The organism is Micromonospora tarapacensis (assembly GCF_019697375.1).
Classification (GTDB): Bacteria; Actinomycetota; Actinomycetes; order Mycobacteriales; family Micromonosporaceae; genus Micromonospora; species Micromonospora tarapacensis.
Genome location: NZ_JAHCDI010000004.1, coordinates 3,570,833 through 3,587,920, shown reverse-complemented (window position 1 = coordinate 3,587,920; position 17,088 = coordinate 3,570,833). Strand labels below are relative to the sequence as shown.

General features: G+C 72.9%; 12 protein-coding genes and 2 pseudogenes. 10 read left to right on the top strand and 4 right to left on the bottom strand.

Features of this window, described 5'->3' with window-relative positions; genetic code table 11:
* Positions 1-5: 5 nt before the first annotated feature.
* Entirely contained in the window at positions 6-668 is a 663-nt protein-coding gene (locus KIF24_RS22125) for a DUF998 domain-containing protein (RefSeq protein ID WP_331461241.1), read from the bottom strand.
* On the bottom strand, positions 661-1,623 hold the full coding sequence (locus KIF24_RS22120) for a glutathione S-transferase family protein (RefSeq protein ID WP_221085654.1): 963 nt from the start codon (positions 1,621-1,623) through the stop codon (positions 661-663). Before KIF24_RS22120 ends, KIF24_RS22125 begins: the two co-directional genes overlap by 8 nt.
* Before the next feature lie 105 nt (positions 1,624-1,728).
* On the opposite strand from KIF24_RS22120, the gene pcaF reads away from it, so the two are divergent.
* From pcaF to KIF24_RS22080, 8 genes and pseudogenes are all read left to right on the top strand, one after another.
* Entirely contained in the window at positions 1,729-2,931 is a 1,203-nt protein-coding gene (gene pcaF, locus KIF24_RS22115) for a 3-oxoadipyl-CoA thiolase (RefSeq protein ID WP_221085653.1), read from the top strand.
* A gap of 115 nt (positions 2,932-3,046) precedes the next feature.
* Complete coding sequence (locus KIF24_RS22110; protein ID WP_221085652.1) at positions 3,047-3,865, top strand: SAM-dependent methyltransferase; 819 nt, start codon at positions 3,047-3,049, stop codon at positions 3,863-3,865.
* 4 nt (positions 3,866-3,869) lie between these two features.
* Positions 3,870-6,029, top strand: a pseudogene (locus tag KIF24_RS22105) (putative bifunctional diguanylate cyclase/phosphodiesterase).
* Positions 6,030-6,119: 90 nt separating this feature from the next.
* On the top strand, positions 6,120-6,620 hold the full coding sequence (locus KIF24_RS22100; protein ID WP_221085651.1) for a DUF456 domain-containing protein: 501 nt from the start codon (positions 6,120-6,122) through the stop codon (positions 6,618-6,620).
* 144 nt (positions 6,621-6,764) lie between these two features.
* A complete protein-coding gene (locus KIF24_RS22095; RefSeq protein ID WP_221085650.1) occupies positions 6,765-8,129 on the top strand; it encodes a glutamine synthetase family protein in 1,365 nt (454 codons plus the stop codon).
* Positions 8,130-8,308: 179 nt separating this feature from the next.
* Positions 8,309-9,673, top strand: coding sequence for an aldehyde dehydrogenase family protein (locus KIF24_RS22090; protein WP_221085649.1), 1,365 nt, complete (start codon positions 8,309-8,311; stop codon positions 9,671-9,673).
* 2 nt (positions 9,674-9,675) lie between these two features.
* Complete coding sequence (locus KIF24_RS22085) at positions 9,676-10,443, top strand: 3-oxoacyl-ACP reductase (RefSeq protein WP_221085648.1); 768 nt, start codon at positions 9,676-9,678, stop codon at positions 10,441-10,443.
* A 174-nt stretch (positions 10,444-10,617) separates the two neighbouring features.
* A pseudogene (locus tag KIF24_RS22080) lies at positions 10,618-14,348 on the top strand (SpoIIE family protein phosphatase).
* 5 nt (positions 14,349-14,353) lie between these two features.
* Here KIF24_RS22080 and KIF24_RS22075 read toward each other — a convergent pair.
* Complete coding sequence (locus KIF24_RS22075; RefSeq protein WP_221085647.1) at positions 14,354-14,668, bottom strand: STAS domain-containing protein; 315 nt, start codon at positions 14,666-14,668, stop codon at positions 14,354-14,356.
* 92 nt (positions 14,669-14,760) lie between these two features.
* Here KIF24_RS22075 and map point away from each other — a divergent pair, with 92 nt between their 5' ends.
* Together map and KIF24_RS22065 are read left to right on the top strand one after the other, a co-directional pair.
* Complete coding sequence (gene map / locus KIF24_RS22070; RefSeq protein WP_221085646.1) at positions 14,761-15,618, top strand: type I methionyl aminopeptidase; 858 nt, start codon at positions 14,761-14,763, stop codon at positions 15,616-15,618.
* The gene (locus KIF24_RS22065) at positions 15,615-16,331 is read left to right on the top strand and encodes a VIT1/CCC1 transporter family protein (RefSeq protein ID WP_221085645.1); all 717 of its coding nucleotides are present in this window, start codon (positions 15,615-15,617) and stop codon (positions 16,329-16,331) included. The genes map and KIF24_RS22065 overlap by 4 nt, the downstream gene beginning before the upstream one ends.
* Here the strand turns inward: KIF24_RS22065 and KIF24_RS22060 are convergent.
* On the bottom strand, positions 16,328-17,047 hold the full coding sequence (locus KIF24_RS22060; RefSeq protein ID WP_221085644.1) for a nucleotidyltransferase domain-containing protein: 720 nt from the start codon (positions 17,045-17,047) through the stop codon (positions 16,328-16,330). The two genes, KIF24_RS22065 and KIF24_RS22060, sit on opposite strands and share 4 nt — an antisense overlap.
* Between the last annotated feature and the right edge of the window lie 41 nt (positions 17,048-17,088).

The window sequence follows — 17,088 nt, the reverse complement described above, 5'->3', positions numbered from 1 at the left end:
GGGCATCACGGCTTCCCTCGATGTCGATCAGCGGGCGGTGCGATCGCCAGCATGAGGGCGGTGGCGACACCCCAGAGGGCGGCCACCGCGAGCAGCAGCCGCTCCAGCACCCCGACCAGTGATCCCCGGCCGGCGAACAGCATGGCCAGGCCGACCGCGCCCGCGAGCGGCAGGGCCACCGCCGCGGCGAGCGAGGCCGTCCGGCGCAGCCGAGGCACCGTCGTGGGGCAGCGGGCGATCGCGATCATGGCGAAGACCACGGCCGCGGTCGCGGCGATGCTCGCCCCACCGTGCACCAGGTCCGCCACGGTGGCCCGTTCGAACGGCGGCAGCGGGCAGCCGGCGCTGCACGTCACCGCGCCGGACAGGACCGTGGCCAGGCCGCCCGCGGTGAGCAGCGCCCCGGCGATCCGCACCGGCAGCGCCGCGGCGAGCAGCAGCAGCGCCCCGGCCAGGGCGAAGATCCCGATCCGGTACGTCCAGGCGTACCCGCTGTCGGCGACACCGGCCTCACTGACGTACCCGGTCGGGCCCGGACCGGAACCCGCCACCACGGCGAGGGTCACCGCGGCCGTGCCGGCCAGCACGCATCCCGCGGCGACCACGGCGGCCATCCGCCGTGCGGGCCGGAGTGCGGGCCGGCGGCCCGGGGCGGTCGGCTCAGCCACGCCCGTGCGGCGTCGTCCAGCCGTTCAGATCCGGGCCGAGCGGGACGATCCCGGTCGGGTTGATCTCCTGATGGGTCGCGTAGTAGTGCCGCTTGATGTGGTCGAAGTCGACGGTCTCGCCGAAGCCGGGGGTCTGGAACAGATCCCGCGCGTACGCCCACAGCACCGGCATCTCGGTGAGCTTGTGCCGGTTGCACTTGAAGTGCCCGTGGTACGCCACGTCGAAGCGGACAAGCGTGGTGAACAGCCGCACGTCCGCCTCGGTGATCGAGTCACCCATCAGGTAGCGGCGGTCCGCCAGTCGCTGCGACAGCGCGTCCAGTCGGGCGAACAGCGCCCGGAACGCCTCGTCGTACGCCTGCTGGGAGGTGGCGAAACCGCACCGGTAGACGCCGTTGTTGACGTCGGCGTGGATCTCCGCCATCAGCGCGTCCAGCTCCGGGCGCAGCGGCACCGGGTAGAGGTCCGGCGCGTCCGGTGCGTGCAGCCGCCGCCACTCGGTCGACAGGTCCAGGGTGAGCTGCGGGTAGTCGTTGGTGACCACCCGGCCGGTGAGCGTGTCCACCAGCGCCGGGACGGTGACCCGGCCGGTGTAGTCGGCGTCGGTGGCGAGGTACGCCTCGGACAGGAAGCCGATGCCCAGCACCGGGTCGAAGCCGTCCTGGTCGAGGGCGAACCGCCAACCCCGCTCGTCCCGGATCGGGTCGACGGTGCCCAGCGAGATCGCGTCGCGCAGCCCGAGCAGGTTGCGCACGATCAGCGACCGGTGCGCCCACGGGCAGGCCCGGCACCAGATCAGCCGGTACCGCCCCGACTCCAGCGGCCAGCGGTCCTGCTCGTCCGGCCCGCCGCCCGGCGGCGAGGTGGAGTGCGGGGTGACCCGCCCGGTGAACCGGTTGGGCTGGCGGACGAACTCGCCGCCGTTGGTCTCCGCACTGAACTGGGCTCGGGCCATGCCGACAAACCTATCGGCACCGGCCGGCGATATCCTGGCCGTCGGACGTCTCCGTGGCTCCGGTGGACGCCCCCGCCCCGCCTTCCGACCCCCGAAGGACTCGCGATGACCGTGGCATACCTGGTGGCCGGTGTCCGCACCCCGATCGGCCGCTACGGCGGCGCGCTGGCCGGCGTGCGCCCCGACGACCTGGCCGCCCACGTCATCCGGGAACTGGTCGCCCGGCATCCCTCGGTGGACTGGGCGCGCACCGACGACGTGGTGCTGGGCTGTGCCAACCAGGCCGGCGAGGACAACCGGAACGTGGCCCGGATGGCGGCGCTGCTCGGCGGGCTGCCCGAGCAGGTGCCCGGCAGCACGGTCAACCGGCTCTGCGGTTCCGGCCTGGACGCCCTGGCCACCGCCGCCCGCGCGATCATCTCCGGTGACGCCGACCTGGTGGTCGCGGGCGGGGTGGAGAGCATGAGCCGGGCGCCGTTCGTGATGCCGAAGGCGACGACCGCGTTCTCCCGCGCTGCCGAGGTGTACGACACGACGATCGGCTGGCGCCTGGTGAACCCGTTGATGGAGCGGGGCTGGGGGGTCGACTCGATGCCCGAGACGGCCGAGAACGTCGCCGCCGACTACGACGTGGCCCGGTCGGCGCAGGACGAGTTCGCGTACCGCTCGCAGCTGCGGGCCGCCAAGGCCCAGGCCGACGGCCGGCTCGCCGAGGAGATCGTGCCGGTGACGGTGCCGGTCGGCCGGCGCGAGACCCGGCTGGTCGAGGTCGACGAGCACCCCCGGCAGACCTCGCTGGAGAAGCTCGCCGCGCTGCCCACCCCGTTCCGGGACGGCGGGACGGTGACCGCCGGCAACTCCTCCGGCGTGAACGACGGCGCGGTGGCCCTGCTGGTCGCCTCCGAGGCGGCCGTCGGGGAGTACGGCCTGACCCCGCTGGCCCGGGTCTCCGGCGCGGCGGCGGCCGGCGTACCGCCACGGATCATGGGGATCGGCCCGGTGCCGGCGACCCGGCGGTTGCTGGACCGGCAGCGGCTGGCGCTGGCCGACGTCGACGTGATCGAGCTGAACGAGGCGTTCGCCGCCCAGTCGGTGGCGGTGCTGAGGGAACTGGGCCTGCCCGAGGACGCGGAGCACGTCAACCCGAACGGCGGCGCCATCGCCCTGGGCCATCCACTCGGTGCCAGCGGTGCCCGCCTCGCGCTCACCGCCGCGCTGGAGCTGCGCCGCCGGGGCGCGCGGCGGGCCCTGGCCACCATGTGCATCGGCGTCGGGCAGGGCATCTCGCTGCTGTTGGAGGCGGCCTGACCGGCCGCCGCCGGACGAGATCAGGAAAAGGCCCTTGTGGATCTGCCTCGGCGTGACGGTCCGGCCTAGAGTGGGCAGCATCACATGATCCGCGGCGACGACTTGGGGTGCACCAGTGCAGAAGCCGGACGGACTTCCCGACGAGATCGATCTTTCCCGGCCCAGCGCGGCCCGGGTGTACGACTATTTCCTGGGCGGGGCCCACAACTTCGAGATCGACCGGCAGCTGGCCGAGCAGATCGCGGCCATGACGCCGAACCTGCCGGCGACCATGCGGGCCGGGCGGGAGTTCCTGCGCCGGGCCGTGCGGACGCTGCTCGACGCCGGCATCGACCAGTTCCTGGACATCGGCTCCGGCATCCCCACCGTCGGCAACGTGCACGAGGTCGCCCGGGCCGCGAACCCGAAGGCCCGGGTGGTGTACGTCGACATCGACCCGGTGGCGGTGGCGCACAGCCGCGAGTTGCTCGCCGGCGACGACCTGACCGGCGTCGTGCACGGCGACCTGCGTGACCCGCAGCGGATCCTGGCCGAGGCCCGGGGCGCGAAGCTGCTCGATTTCGACCGGCCGCTGGGCATCCTGCTCGCCGGTGTGGTGCACTTCGTCCCGGACGCCGACGGCCCCGGCGACATCCTGGCCATCCTGCGGGCCGCTGCCGCGCCCCGCAGCCACCTGGTCGTCTCACACTCCACCTTCGAGGACCAGCCGCAGGAGATGTTGGACGCGCAACGCCTGTCGGCGCGTACCGCCACCGAGATCACGCTCCGCTCGCGGGCCGAGATCACCGGGTTCTTCGGCGACTGGACCATCCTGGAACCGGGCGTGGTGCACATGGAACTGTGGCGCCCCGACGCTCCGGCCGAGGCGGCGGCCGGCGCACCGCGGTTCGGCGCCTTCGGTGGCGTCGCCCGGAACGACCGGCCCGCCGGCTGATCCGATGGTCGCCGTCGGCGCCACCGGTGGTTACGCCGTCGACCCGGCCGGTGCCCAGCGGTACGCCGCCGACTGGGCCCGTGCCGTACACCGGCTCGGTTTCGTGCCGCTCAGCGGGGCGGAAACCGAGCGGCTGCTGCTCGGGCACACCGTCCGGCTGGCACAGGCGCTGCTCTCGGCCGAGCCGGCGACGGCGCCGGCTCAGCAGGTGGGGCAGGCCCTGGTCGAGGCGCACCTGACCGAGCCAGGGGTGATCGAGTGGTCGGTGCGGGCCCTGGCCGACCGGTTTCCCGAGCAGGTGTTGGGCACCGACGCCGTCCCGTCCGGGCTCGCCGGGCGGATCGCGGCGATGCAGGGGCCTGGCGGCCGGCTTCGCCCAGGCGCTGCGCGACCGGACCTTCGCCCAGCAGGAGGAATCGCCCGCTCGGCATGGCAGGCCCGGGACGGCGTCGAGCGGGCGCTGCGGGACAGCGAGGCCCGGTTCCGCGCGGTCTTCGCGGGCGCGGCGATCGGCATCGGCATCGCCGCGGTCGACGGGACGATCATCGACGTCAACCAGTCCTTCGCCGACATGCTCGGCTACTCGGTCGAGGAACTGCGGCGGATCAACGTCGCGGCGCTGTTCCATCCGGACGACGCGGCCGGGATGTGGGAGCTGTACCAGGAGCTGATCGAGGGCAAGCACGAGGCGGCCCGGGTCGAGAAGCGCTACTACCGCAAGGACGGCAGCGCCGTCTGGACGGACCTCGCGGTCTCCCTGATCCGCTACGACGATGGCCGCCCCCGGTTCACCGTCGCCGTGGTCGAGGACATCACCGAACGGTACGAACTCCAGCAGCGGCTGCGTTTCCAGGCGCTGCACGACCCGCTCACCGGCCTGCCGAACCGCACGCAGTTCTTCGACACGCTGGCCCGGCTGGTGGACGAACCGCCCTCGCCGGGCCGGGTCGGCGTCTGCTTCCTCGACCTCGACGGATTCAAGGCGATCAACGACCGGCTCGGGCACGACCTCGGCGACCGGCTGCTCGTGATGATCGCCCGGCGGCTGGCCGACTGCGTGGCCGAGCAGGGCTACCTGGTCGCCCGGATGGGTGGTGACGAGTTCGTCATCCTGGTCGACGGGGTCGCCGCGGTGGACGACGTGATCGCCGTGGCCGAGGCGGCCCTGGCCGCCGTCTCGGCGCCGGTGTGCGTCGGCGACCAACACCTCGCGGTCTCGGCGAGTGTCGGGATCGTCGACTCGGAGCTGACCGGCACCAGCGCGTCGGAGCTGATGAAGGCCGCCGACGCCACGCTGTACTGGGCCAAGGCGGAGGGCCGGGGTCGGTGGGCGGTCTACGACCCGGAGCGCAGCGCCCGGGACATCGCCCGCTCGGCTCTGGTGGCCGGGCTGCCGGTGGCCCTGGACCGGGGCGAGTTCGTGCTGCACTACCAGCCGATCGTGTCCCTCCTCGACGGCCGGATGGTGGCCGTCGAGGCGCTGGTCCGCTGGCAGCATCCGGAGCAGGGGCTGATCGGCCCGGACCGGTTCATCGGGCTCGCCGAGGAGACGGGCCTGATCGTCCGCCTTGGCGAGTGGGTGCTGCGGCAGGCCTGCCGGGACGCCGAGCGCTGGCACGCCGAGTTCCCCGCCGCCCGGCTGGTGGTGAGCGTCAACCTGGCCGCCCGCCAGGCCGACGCACCGGTGATCGTCGACACGGTGGCCGACGCGCTGGCCAGCACCGGCCTCCCGGCGGAACTGCTGCAACTGGAGCTGACCGAGAGTGCCGTGATGGGCTCCGCGGACGAGCCGCTGCGTACGCTGCACCGGCTCGCCGCGCTGGGCGTACGGCTGGCCGTCGACGACTTCGGCACCGGGTATTCCAGCCTGGCGTACCTGCGCCGGCTGCCGATCACCTGCCTGAAGCTGGCCGGGCCGTTCGTCGAGGGCATCCGGGGCAACGAGCCGGACGACGCCGACCATCGTGACGAGCGGATCGTCGACGCCCTGGTGCGGTTGGCCCACGCGCTGGAACTCTGGGTGACCGCCGAGGCGGTGGAGACCGAGGCGCAGGCAGAGCGGCTGCGGGCGTTGCGCTGCGACACCGCGCAGGGCCGGCTGTTCGGCCCGCCGGGGCCGGTGGCGGCCGTCGTCGCCCGGCTGCGTGGCGACGGGACCTCATGATCAGGGTGTCATGATGCGGGGTGCGCCGAGCCGGGGCGTCCCGACGCGGGCCGTCCGGATCTCGGCGGGACTATCGGATCGGGAGTCGACGTGAGCCTGTCGGACAGCACAACCGTGGTGTCGGTGGTCGCCGCGCTGGCCATCCTCGCCGGGCTCGCCGGGGTGGTCTTGCCGGGGCTGCCGGCGCTGCCCCTGTGCTGGGGTGGAGTGCTGGTGTGGACGCTGTTCGGCGGCGCCGGCCTCGGCCGGTGGCTGGTGCTCGCCGCGGCCACCGGCGTCGCCGTGGGCGGCACGGTGGTCAAGTACGCCTGGCCCGGCCGCAATCTCAAACGGGCCGGCGTGCCCACCTCCTCGCTGCTGGCCGGGGCCGTGCTGGGCCTGGTCGGGTTCTTCGTCATCCCGGTGGTCGGGCTGGTGATCGGCTTCATCGGCGGCATCTTCGCGATGGAGCGGCTGCGACTGGGGGACACCCGCCTGGCCTGGCCGGCGACGAAGCAGGCGGTCGCGGCGGCCGGGCTGTCGATGCTTGTCGAATTCCTGTCCGGAATGGTGATCGGCGCGCTCTGGGTGGCCGGCCTGGTGCTCACCTGACCGACCCGACGGCCGTGCCCCGCCGACCGCGGCAGGCGAGGCGCTCCGGCCGGTTTGCCCGGCCGGTGTCGCCGGGTACGAGCGGTGCGGCCCATTGACGGTGATCGGCTGCGGCCGGTAGACCTTGGTGATGGAGGCTCGCGGATGAAAAGACCACCGCTCACGCTGGAACAGCTGCGGGTCGCCGTCGCCGAGGGGGAGATCGACACGGTGGCGTTGGCCCTGGTCGACATGCAGGGCCGGTTGCAGGGCAAGCGGTTCCACGCCCCCTTCTTCCTCGATCAGGTCGTCGCGCACGGCAGCGAGGGGTGCGACTACCTGCTCGCCGTGGACGTCGACATGAACACCGTCGGCGGGTACGCCATGTCGAGCTGGGAACGCGGGTACGGCGACCTCGCCATGAAGCCGGATTTCGGCACCCTGCGCCGGGTGCCGTGGCAGCCCGGCACCGCCCTGCTCCTGGCCGACCTGGAGTGGCTGGACGGCGCCGGGCCGGTGACCGCCTCGCCCCGGCAGATCCTGCGCCGCCAGTTGGACCGGCTGTCCGCGCACGGGTTGACCGCGTACGCCGGGACCGAGCTGGAGTTCGTCCTGTTCCGCGACTCGTACGAGCAGGCGTGGCAGCGCGGCTACCGTGACCTCACTCCCGCCAACCAGTACAACGTGGACTACTCGCTGCTCGGCACCGCCCGGGTCGAGCCGCTGCTGCGCCGCATCCGCACCGAGATGGCCGGTGCGGGGCTCACTCCGGAGAGCGCCAAGGGGGAGTGCAACCTCGGCCAACACGAGATCGCCTTCCGGTACGACGAGGCGGTGGCCTGCGCCGACCACCACGTCATCTACAAGAACGGGGCGAAGGAGATCGCCGCCCAGGAGGGCATGTCGATCACCTTCATGGCCAAGCCGAACGCGCGGGAGGGCAACTCCTGCCACATCCACTTCTCGCTGCGGGACGCCTCCGGTGGCTCGGCGATGCTGGGTGACGGCCCGGCACACCTGAGCGTGACCGGGCAGCGGGTGCTCGCCGGGCTGCTTGCCACGATGCGGGAGCTGAGCCTACTCTTCGCGCCGAACATCAACTCGTACAAGCGTTACCAGCCGGGCTCCTTCGCCCCGACGGCGCTGCGCTGGGGCACCGACAACCGCACCTGCGCGCTGCGGGTGGTCGGGCACGGCCAGGGGATGCGGGTGGAGAACCGGGTGCCGGGCGCGGACGTCAACCCGTACCTGGCGATCGCCGCCCTGGTGGCCGGGGCGGTGCACGGCATCGAGAACGAGTTGGAGCTGGCCGGGGAGTGCACCGGCAACGCCTACGACGACGCGGCGGCCGAACGGGTCCCCGGCACCCTCCGCGACGCCCTCACCCTCTGGGAGGGCTCGACGGTCGCCCGAGACGCCTTCGGCGCTGACGTGACCGCCCACTACGCCAACATGGCCCGCGTCGAACTGGCCGCCTTCGACGCCGCCGTCACCGACTGGGAACTAACCCGTGGCTTCGAACGCCTCTAACCCCACCCCCACCCCACCCCACCCCCACCCCCACCTCGCCACCCCACCCCCACCTCGCCGATCATGGAGTTGTGGTGCCTGAAACGCAGGGGTACGTGGCATTTGCGCGGCGCCACAACTCCATGATCGACGAAGAGAGAGATGGGGAGAGGGAGATGGGGAGGGAGGGGGAGAGGGAGATGGGGAGGGTGGGTGAGGTTTGGGATCCGGCTTGGGGGGTGGTGTTGCGGGAGGTTGCGGAGAGCTCGGTGGGGGAGGTGGACTCGGCGATCTCGCGGGCGGTGGCGGCGTACGAGACGTGGCGGGAGGTCGGTGCGGGGGATCGGGCGCGGGTGTTGCGGCGGTTCGCCGCAGTGGTGGACGAGCACCTGGAGGAGTTGGCCCGGCTGGAGGTGCGCAACGCCGGACACACCATCGGCAACGCCCGCTGGGAGGCGGGCAACGTGCGGGACGTGCTCGACTACTACGCGGGGGCGCCGGAACGGCTCACCGGGCGGCAGATCCCGGTGCCGGGCGGGCTGGACGTCACCTTCCACGAGCCGCTCGGCGTGGTCGGGGTGATCGTGCCGTGGAACTTCCCGATGCCGATCGCCGCCTGGGGCTTCGCCCCCGCGCTCGCCGCCGGCAACACGGTGGTCCTCAAGCCCGCCGAGCTGACCCCGCTGACCGCCCTGCGGCTGGCCGAACTGGCGCTGGAGGCGGGGCTGCCGGAGGGCGTGTTCACGGTGCTGCCCGGCCGGGGCGACGTGGTGGGCGAGCGGTTCGTCAGCCACCCCGCGGTACGCAAGATCTGCTTCACCGGCTCCACCGAGGTCGGCACCCGGATCATGGCCGGCTGCGCCGCCGGAGTGAAGCGGCTGACCCTGGAACTGGGCGGCAAGTCGGCGAACCTGGTCTTCGCCGACGCCGACCTGGAGCGGGCGGCGGCCACCGCGCCGTACGCGGTCTTCGACAACGCCGGCCAGGACTGCTGCGCCCGGTCCCGGCTCCTGGTCCAGCGCGGGGTGTACGACCGCTTCCTGGAACTGCTCGAACCGGCGGTGCGCGCCTTCCGGGTGGGTGACCCGGCCGACGAGAGCACCGAGATGGGACCACTGATCTCGGCCGCGCACCGGGACCGGGTCGCCGGGTACGCCGACGGGGCGCGGGTCGCGTTCACCGGCACCCGCCCGGACGGTCCCGGCTACTGGTACGCCCCCACCGTGCTGCTCGCCGACTCGCCCGCCGACCGGCACTGGCGTGAGGAGATCTTCGGCCCGGTCGTCTCGGTGCTCCCGTTCGGCGACGAGGCCGAGGCGGTCCGGCTGGCCAACGACACCGAGTACGGCCTGTCCGGCTCGATCTGGACCCGCGACGTGGGCCGGGCGCTGCGGGTGGCCCGGGCGGTGGAGTCCGGCAACCTGAGCGTCAACTCGCACTCCTCGGTGCGCTACTGGACCCCGTTCGGCGGCATGAAACGCTCCGGTCTCGGCCGCGAGTTGGGGCCGGACGCCCTGCATGCGTTCACCGACGTCAAGAACGTGTTCATCAGCACGGAGGAGTGAGCATGCAGGCACGGTTGCAGGATCGGGTCGCGGTGGTGACCGGGGCGGCCAGTGGCATCGGTCTGGCCACCGTGCGGCGGTTCGCCGCCGAGGGAGCCCGGGTGGTCTGTGTCGACCTGGACGCCGAGGGGGGCGAGCGGGCCGCCGCCGAGGTGGGCGGGATCTTCGTCGCCGCCGACGTGGCCGACGAGACGGCGGTACGGGAGCTGTTCGACGGGGTGGTCGAGCGGTACGGGCGGGTGGACGTCGCGTTCAACAACGCCGGCATCTCGCCGCCGGACGACGACTCCATCCTCGACACCGGCCTGGACGCCTGGGAGCGGGTGCTGCGGGTCAACACGACAAGCGTCTACCTGTGCTGCAAGCACGTCATCGGGCACATGCGCCGGCAGGGCCGGGGGTCGATCATCAACACCGCCTCGTTCGTGGCGCTGATGGGCGCGGCGACGTCGCAGATCGCGTACACCGCGAGCAAGGGCGGGGTGCTGGCGTTGACCCGGGAGTTGGGCGTCCAGTTCGCCCGGGAGGGCATCCGGGTCAACGCCCTGTGCCCCGGGCCGGTGGCCACCCCGTTGCTGCGGGAGTTGTTCGCGGCCGATCCGGAGCGGGCCGCCCGCCGGCTGGTGCACGTGCCGATGGGACGCTTCGGCGAGCCGACCGAGATCGCCGCCGCGGTGGCCTTCCTGGCCAGCGACGACGCCTCCTTCATGACGGCCGCGCAGTTCGTGGTCGACGGCGGGATCACCGGCGCGTACGTCACGCCGTTGTGATCTCGGCAACACCGGGTGGCGCCGGCCTGGGTCGGGTGGTCCGGGACGGCCGGCCGGGCGACGTTGACCAGCGTCCGGCCGGCCGTGTGCGTTACGTAGCTGATCCGTCTGGGTAGAAGGCGGAGCAGGGCATCTGATGATCGGAAGCGGTGCGGACACGGCCGGGGAGGCTGCATGAACTCGGCCCAGGGGGGCGCGGATCGTAGCCATCCAGCCGCGGCGGACGGGCGGATTCCGCCGCTGCTCGCGGCGGCCTTCGCCGGTGGCGGTGAGATGGGTGCCCTGCTGCGCGAGCACGACTGGACGGCCAGCCCACTCGGCACCCCGCACCGATGGCCGGCCACCCTGGGCAACGCCATCAGCACGATGCTCGCCTCGAAGGCCCAGATCGTCGTGTTCTGGGGCGACGAGCTGCGTGCCTTCTACAACGACGCCTACCGGCCGACCATCGGCGACAAGCATCCCGCGGCGCTGGGACGGCCTGCCCGGGAGCACTGGGCGGAGACCTGGGACGTGCTCGAGCCGCTGCTGCGCGGCGTGTTGCGCGGTGGCGAGGCGTACCAGGCGCGGGATCACCACTTCCTGCTGGACCGGCACGGCTTCGTCGAGGACGTCTACTTCGACGTCTCGTACGACCCCGTGCGGGACGCGGACGGTTCCATCAACGGGGTGCTGTGCATCTGCAACGAGACCACCGGGCGGGTGCTCGGCGAGCGCCGGCTGCGGGCCCTGGCCGAACTCGGTTCGGAACTGGCTGACCCGGGGGATGTCGGGTCGCTCGGCCGGGCCGCCGCGGCAGTGCTCGACCGGCACCGGGCGGACGTGCCGTTCGGCCTGCTCTACCTGCGTGACGGTGACGGGCACCTGCGGGTGGCCGGGGTCAGCGGCGCCGGGATCGCCGCCGTCGAGCTGCCCGAGCGGCTGGCCGAGGTGGCGGCGAGCGGCACCGAGGATGTCGTGGCCACGGCCGATCTGTTCGGGCACGTACCGGCAGACGCCGCCGGGGAGGCGCTGGTGCTGCCGATCAGTGCGACCAACGAGCCGGCCGGGGTGCTGGTGCTGGGGGTGGCCCGCCGGCTGCCGTTCACCGACGAATACCGCACCTTCTGCGAGTTGGTCGCCGCGCAGATCTCCCGCGCGGTGGGTAAGCAGCGGGCGTACGAACAGGAACGCGGCCGGGCGGCGGCGCTGGCCGCCCTGGATCTGGCGAAGACCAACTTCTTCGCCAACGTGAGTCACGAGTTCCGCACCCCGCTCACCCTGGTGCTCGGCCCGTTGGAGGACCTGCTCGCCGATCCGGCGCTGCCGGCCGGCTACACGCAGCCGCTCACCATGATGCACCGCAACGCGATGCGGCTGCTGAAGCTGGTCAACACGGTGCTCGATTTCTCCCGACTGGAGTCGGGGCGGTTGGCCGCCCACTACGAGCCGACCGAACTGGCCGGCTACACCTCCCGGTTGGCCAGCACGTTCCGCTCGGCCACCGAACGCGCCGGGCTGCGACTGACGGTGGACTGCCCGCCGTTGCCGGAGCCGGTCCTGGTCGACCAGGACATGTGGGAGAAGATCGTCCTCAATCTGATCTCGAACGCCCTGAAGTTCACCCTCGACGGGGAGATCGGCGTCCGGGTGCAGGCGGTCGACGGCGCCGCCCGACTGGAGGTGACCGACACCGGCGTGGGCATCGTCCCGGCGGAGTTGCCGCACGTCTTCGAGCGGTTCCACCGGGTGCCGGGGGTGCGCTCGCGCAGCCACGAGGGCACCGGGATCGGGCTGGCCCTGGTCCGGGAACTGGTCGAGATGCACGGCGGACGGGTCTCGGTCACCAGCCAGGTCGACGTCGGCAGCACCTTCGTGGTGACCGTGCCGTTCGGCTCGGGGCACCTGCCGCCCGACCGGGTGGCCGACGCCGCCGGTGACGGCACGGAGCGCGAGCCGGGACAGGCCGCCCTCTTCGTCGCCGAGACCGCGCGCTGGACCGTCGGCCCCGCACCGACCGTCCCGACCGTCCGCACATCGACCGGCCCGGGTGCGCCGGCACCTGCCGCAGCCGGGCCGGAGGGCTCTGCCGCGCGGTCACCCGGCCCCTCGGGGTCCGTCCCGGCGGGCCGCATCCTGGTCGTCGACGACAACGCCGACCTGCGCGAACACGTCGCCCGGCTGCTCATGCCGACCTGGGAGGTGAGCACGGCCACCGACGGGGCCGACGCCCTCCGGCTGGCCACCGCGACCGCCTTCGACCTGGTGCTGACCGACGTGATGATGTCCCGGTTGGACGGCTTCGGCCTGGTCGCCGCGCTGCGTGGGGACCCGCGCACCCGGTACGTGCCGATCGTGCTGCTCTCCGCCCGCGCCGGATCGGCCGAGGAGGTGGCCGGGCTGTCCGTCGGCGCCGACGACTACCTCACCAAACCGTTCTCCGGGCAGGAGTTGATCGCCCGGGTCCGCGCCAACCTGGAACTCGGCCAGTTGCGCAACCAGATCATCCGTCGGTTGCGCGCCCTCGCCGACGCAGCGGTGGCGGTCAACACCGCCCGCTCCACGGCGGACGTGCTCCAGGTGGCGGCCCGGCACGCACTCAGTCTCGCCGAGGCCGTCCGGGTGGTGGTCTCCGCCGGCGGGGTGCGCTTCGAGGCCGACGCCGGGGCGCCACCTCGGTCGAGCCGTCCTTCGTCCTGCCGCTGACCGGCGTGGCCGACCAGCGGCTCGGCGAGCTGCGGGTGTGGCATCCGGTCGCCGAGGGTGCCGGCACCGAGGAGGCCGCGTTGACCCAGCTCGCCCGGCTGGTCGGCGTGCGGCTGGAGAACGCGCAGCTCTACGAGACCGAACATCGCATCGCGACCACCCTGCAGCACAGCCTGCTGCCCCGCACCCTGCCCCAGCTGCGCGGCGCCGTGGTGGCCAGCCGTTACCTGCCCGGCAGCGCGGGCGTCGAGGTGGGCGGCGACTGGTACGACGTGGTCGCCCGGGACGACGACGAACTCGTCCTGATCATCGGCGACGTGGTCGGCAAGGGGGTGCCGGCGGCGGCAGCCATGGGCCAGCTGCGCAACGCGTTGCGCGCGTACGTGCTGGAGGGTTTCGATCCGGGCGAGTCGCTGACCCGGCTCAACCGGCTGGTGGGCTCCACCGAGTCGCGTTCCTTCGCGACGGTCTTCTGCCTGTGGTTCAGCCCGCGCACGGGACGGCTGCGGTACGCCGGCGCGGGGCACCCGTCCCCCCTGCTGATCCGCGGTGACGAGGTGGCGTTCCTGCACGACCGCGCGCTCGGGCCGCCGGTCGGCGCCATCCCCGGTACGCAGTACGAGACGGTCTCCGGTGAACTGCGGGCGGGTGACCGGCTGCTGCTCTACACCGACGGTCTGATCGAGGACCGGCGGATCGGCATCGACGCGTCCCTGGCCCAGCTGCGCGCCGACGCCGGTCGACCCGCGGAACACGTCGCCGATCTGGTCGACGCGGTGGTCAGGCGGGTCGTCGACCGGGCCCGGCGGGACGACGTGGCGGTGCTGGCGCTGGAGGCGACCGAACTCAACCGGTTCGCGCTGCGGCTGCCCGCCGACCCCACCCGGCTGAGCGTGCTGCGTAAGCGGCTCGAGAACTTCCTCGTCGCGCACGGGGTGGGCGAGACGGACCTCTTCGACCTCACCGTGGCGGTTTCCGAGGCGGTGGCGAACGCCATCGAGCACCCGGTGGACCCGGCGGAGCCGGTGATCGACGTCGAGGTGCGGGTGGAGGGCCGCACGGTGGTGGCGGCCGTGCGGGACAGCGGGCGTTGGCGGGAGTCGACCGGGTCGGGATTCCGGGGTCGCGGGCTGTCGCTGATCCGGGCACTCGGGGAGTTGTCGGTCGACCGTACGCCGGACGGGACGCAGGTCACCCTGCGTCGAGAGTTGCGCCCCTAGAGCGGTCAGGCGGGGTGCAGCCAGGGTTGCTCGCCCAGCCCCGCGATGCCCAGCACCCGGCTGACCTGCCGGGACGGCAGCACCGTCAGGGCGTCCGGGTAATGGCCAGCGAGCCGGACCACCGCGTGGATGGCCGCCGAGTCGAAGAAGGTCACCGCACGCAGGTCGAGCGTCACCCGCGCGGCCGGCTGGCGCAGCACGGTCTGGAGCATGCTGTCGGCGGTCGCCATGTCGACCTCACCGGTGACCACCACGCTCAGGTGATCGCCGTCGGTCTCCGCGTCGGCCGAGAAGACGGGAGGTACTCCCCCTTGATCCACGCAGACACCTTGACACAGTGCTCCTGGTGGGGCAACAACCTCCCGGAGCGGACGGTGGTGGGGTTGTCGGGCGGCGGCGATAGGCTTGTCCCATGACCGTCCGTGCTCCGCTGACCCCAGGCACGCTCTCCCCGTGGCGGCCGGTTCCTGCCAGCATCCCGCGCCCGGAATATGTCGGCAAGAAGGCCCCCCGCCCCTGGCGTGGGTCACACGTGCAGACCCCGGAGACGATCGAGAAGATGCGGGTCGCGGGGCGGGTCGCCGCCCAGGCGGTCCAGCTGGCGGGTGAGCACTGCAAGCCCGGCGTGACCACCGACGAGATCGACCGGGTGGTGCACGAGTTCCTGATCGACAACGGCGCCTACCCGTCGACGCTGGGCTACAAGGGCTTCCCGAAGTCCTGCTGCACCAGCCTCAACGAGGTGATCTGCCACGGCATCCCCGACTCGACCGTGCTGGCCGACGGCGACATCATCAACGTCGACGTCACCGCGTACCTCGGCGGGGTGCACGGCGACACCGACGCGACGTTCTGCGTCGGTGAGGTCGGCGAGGAGGCCCGGGTGCTGGTGGAGCGGACCCACGAGGCGATGATGCGGGGCATCCGCGCGGTCGCTCCGGGTCGGCAGATCAACGTGATCGGCCGGGTCATCGAGTCGTACGCGAAGCGCTTCGGCTACGGCGTGGTGCGCGACTTCACCGGCCACGGCATCGGCGAGGCCTTCCACAGCGGGCTCTACGTGCCGCACTACGACAGCCCGCGCCCCACCGACGTGATGGAGCCGGGGATGACCTTCACCGTCGAGCCGATGATCACTCTCGGCACCTACCAGTACGACCTCTGGGAGGACGGCTGGACGGTGGTCACCAAGGACCGCAGGTGGACCGCCCAGTTCGAGCACACCGTGCTGGTCACCGAGGACGGCCACGAGATCCTCACCCTGCCGTGACCGACACCCCTGCGGCGCTTCGGGAGCACCACCACGCGGACGTGTCCGGCGGCTGGCTGCGGCCGGCCGTCTTCGGCGCGATGGACGGCCTGGTCACCAACATCGCCCTGATCGCCGGGGTCGGCGGCGGCGGGGTCTCGCCGCACAACATCGTGCTCACCGGCACCGCCGGCCTGGTAGCCGGGGCGATCTCGATGGCGCTCGGGGAGTACACCAGCGTCCGGTCGGCCAACGAGCAGCTCGCCGCCGAGGTGGCGAAGGAGCGGCAGGAGCTGGAAAGACATCCTGAGGTCGAAGCCCGGGAGCTGGCCGAGATGTGGATGGCTCGGGGCCTGCCGGAGCAGCTCGCCGTCCAGGTCGCCGACGCGGTGCGGAAGGACCCGGAGCAGGCGTTGCGGGTGCACGTGCAGGAGGAACTGGGCGTCAACCCGGACGAGCAGCCCGACCCGTGGACCGCGGCGCTCTCGTCGTTCCTCTGCTTCTCGGTCGGGGCGCTGGTGCCGCTGCTGCCGTACCTGTTCGGCGCGACCAGCCTGGCGCTGGCCCTGGCGGTGGGTGGCCTGGGGCTCTTCGTGGCCGGCGCGGTCGTCTCCCGGTTCACCAACCGCCGGTGGTGGTCCGGTGGGCTGCGTCAGCTGCTGCTCGGCGCCGCCGCTGCGGTGGCGACCTACCTGATCGGCACGCTGATCGGTGTGCAGGGCGGGCTCGGCTAGCCGTCGAGCAGGTCGTCGACGGTCCCGTCGACCGGCCGGCCCCGGGCGGTCAGTTCCGCCGACTGGCGGGCCAGCACGGCGCCCACCTCGGTCATGTCCGCGCCGGCCAGCCCGGTCCGCCGGACGGCATCGCCCGGATCCCGGAAATAGGTGCGGCTGAGCAGGCCGCTGACCGTGGCCGCGGCGAGCCGGGCCTCACCGAGCATCAGCAGGGCCTGGTCCGTCTCGTACCATTCGGCCAGCCGGGCGGCGCGGGCGTGTGCGGCGCTGCCCCGATACCACGCCTTGCGGGCGGCCGTGCTGAACTCGGCCGGGCGGGCCCGGGCCAGCCGGCCGAGGTGCTCGTCGCGCAGGGTGCGCAGCCAGCCGGTCGGGTCGTGCAGGGCCCGGGTGGTCACGTGGCGGTCGGCGGTCAGCGGCCACCGCGAGGTCAACTGTCGGGCCTGGCGCAGGCGCTCCTCCGCGGCGGCGACGGTCAGGTCGACCAGGATGCCGTCCACCCGGCGAGTCGCGGCGGGCGGTCCCGTGCCGGGCCGGTAGGTGACCACCAGCAGCCCGACCTCGCCGTCGCCACCACCGTCGTCGTCGCCGTGCGCCAGTGGGCCGTGCACCGCGACGGCGAGCACGTCGGCCGGGAACCGCCGACGGGCGGCCGTGGCGACCCGCTCGGCCACGTCCCACCGGGGATCGTCCCGGTGTTCCTGGAGATCGTCCACGCCGACCACCCCGCGATCGCGCCGCCGTCCGCACCCGTAGC

Bases quoted from the DNA above. Each gene is read 5' to 3' on its own strand.
- KIF24_RS22120 (WP_221085654.1), bottom strand. From the start codon at position 1,623: ATGGCCCGAGCCCAGTTCAGTGCGGAGACCAACGGCGGCGAGTTCGTC.
- pcaF (WP_221085653.1), top strand. From the start codon at position 1,729: ATGACCGTGGCATACCTGGTGGCCGGTGTCCGCACCCCGATCGGCCGC.
- KIF24_RS22085 (WP_221085648.1), top strand. From the start codon at position 9,676: ATGCAGGCACGGTTGCAGGATCGGGTCGCGGTGGTGACCGGGGCGGCC.
- KIF24_RS22090 (WP_221085649.1), top strand. From the start codon at position 8,309: ATGGGGAGGGTGGGTGAGGTTTGGGATCCGGCTTGGGGGGTGGTGTTG.
- map (WP_221085646.1), top strand. From the start codon at position 14,761: ATGACCGTCCGTGCTCCGCTGACCCCAGGCACGCTCTCCCCGTGGCGG.
- KIF24_RS22095 (WP_221085650.1), top strand. From the start codon at position 6,765: ATGAAAAGACCACCGCTCACGCTGGAACAGCTGCGGGTCGCCGTCGCC.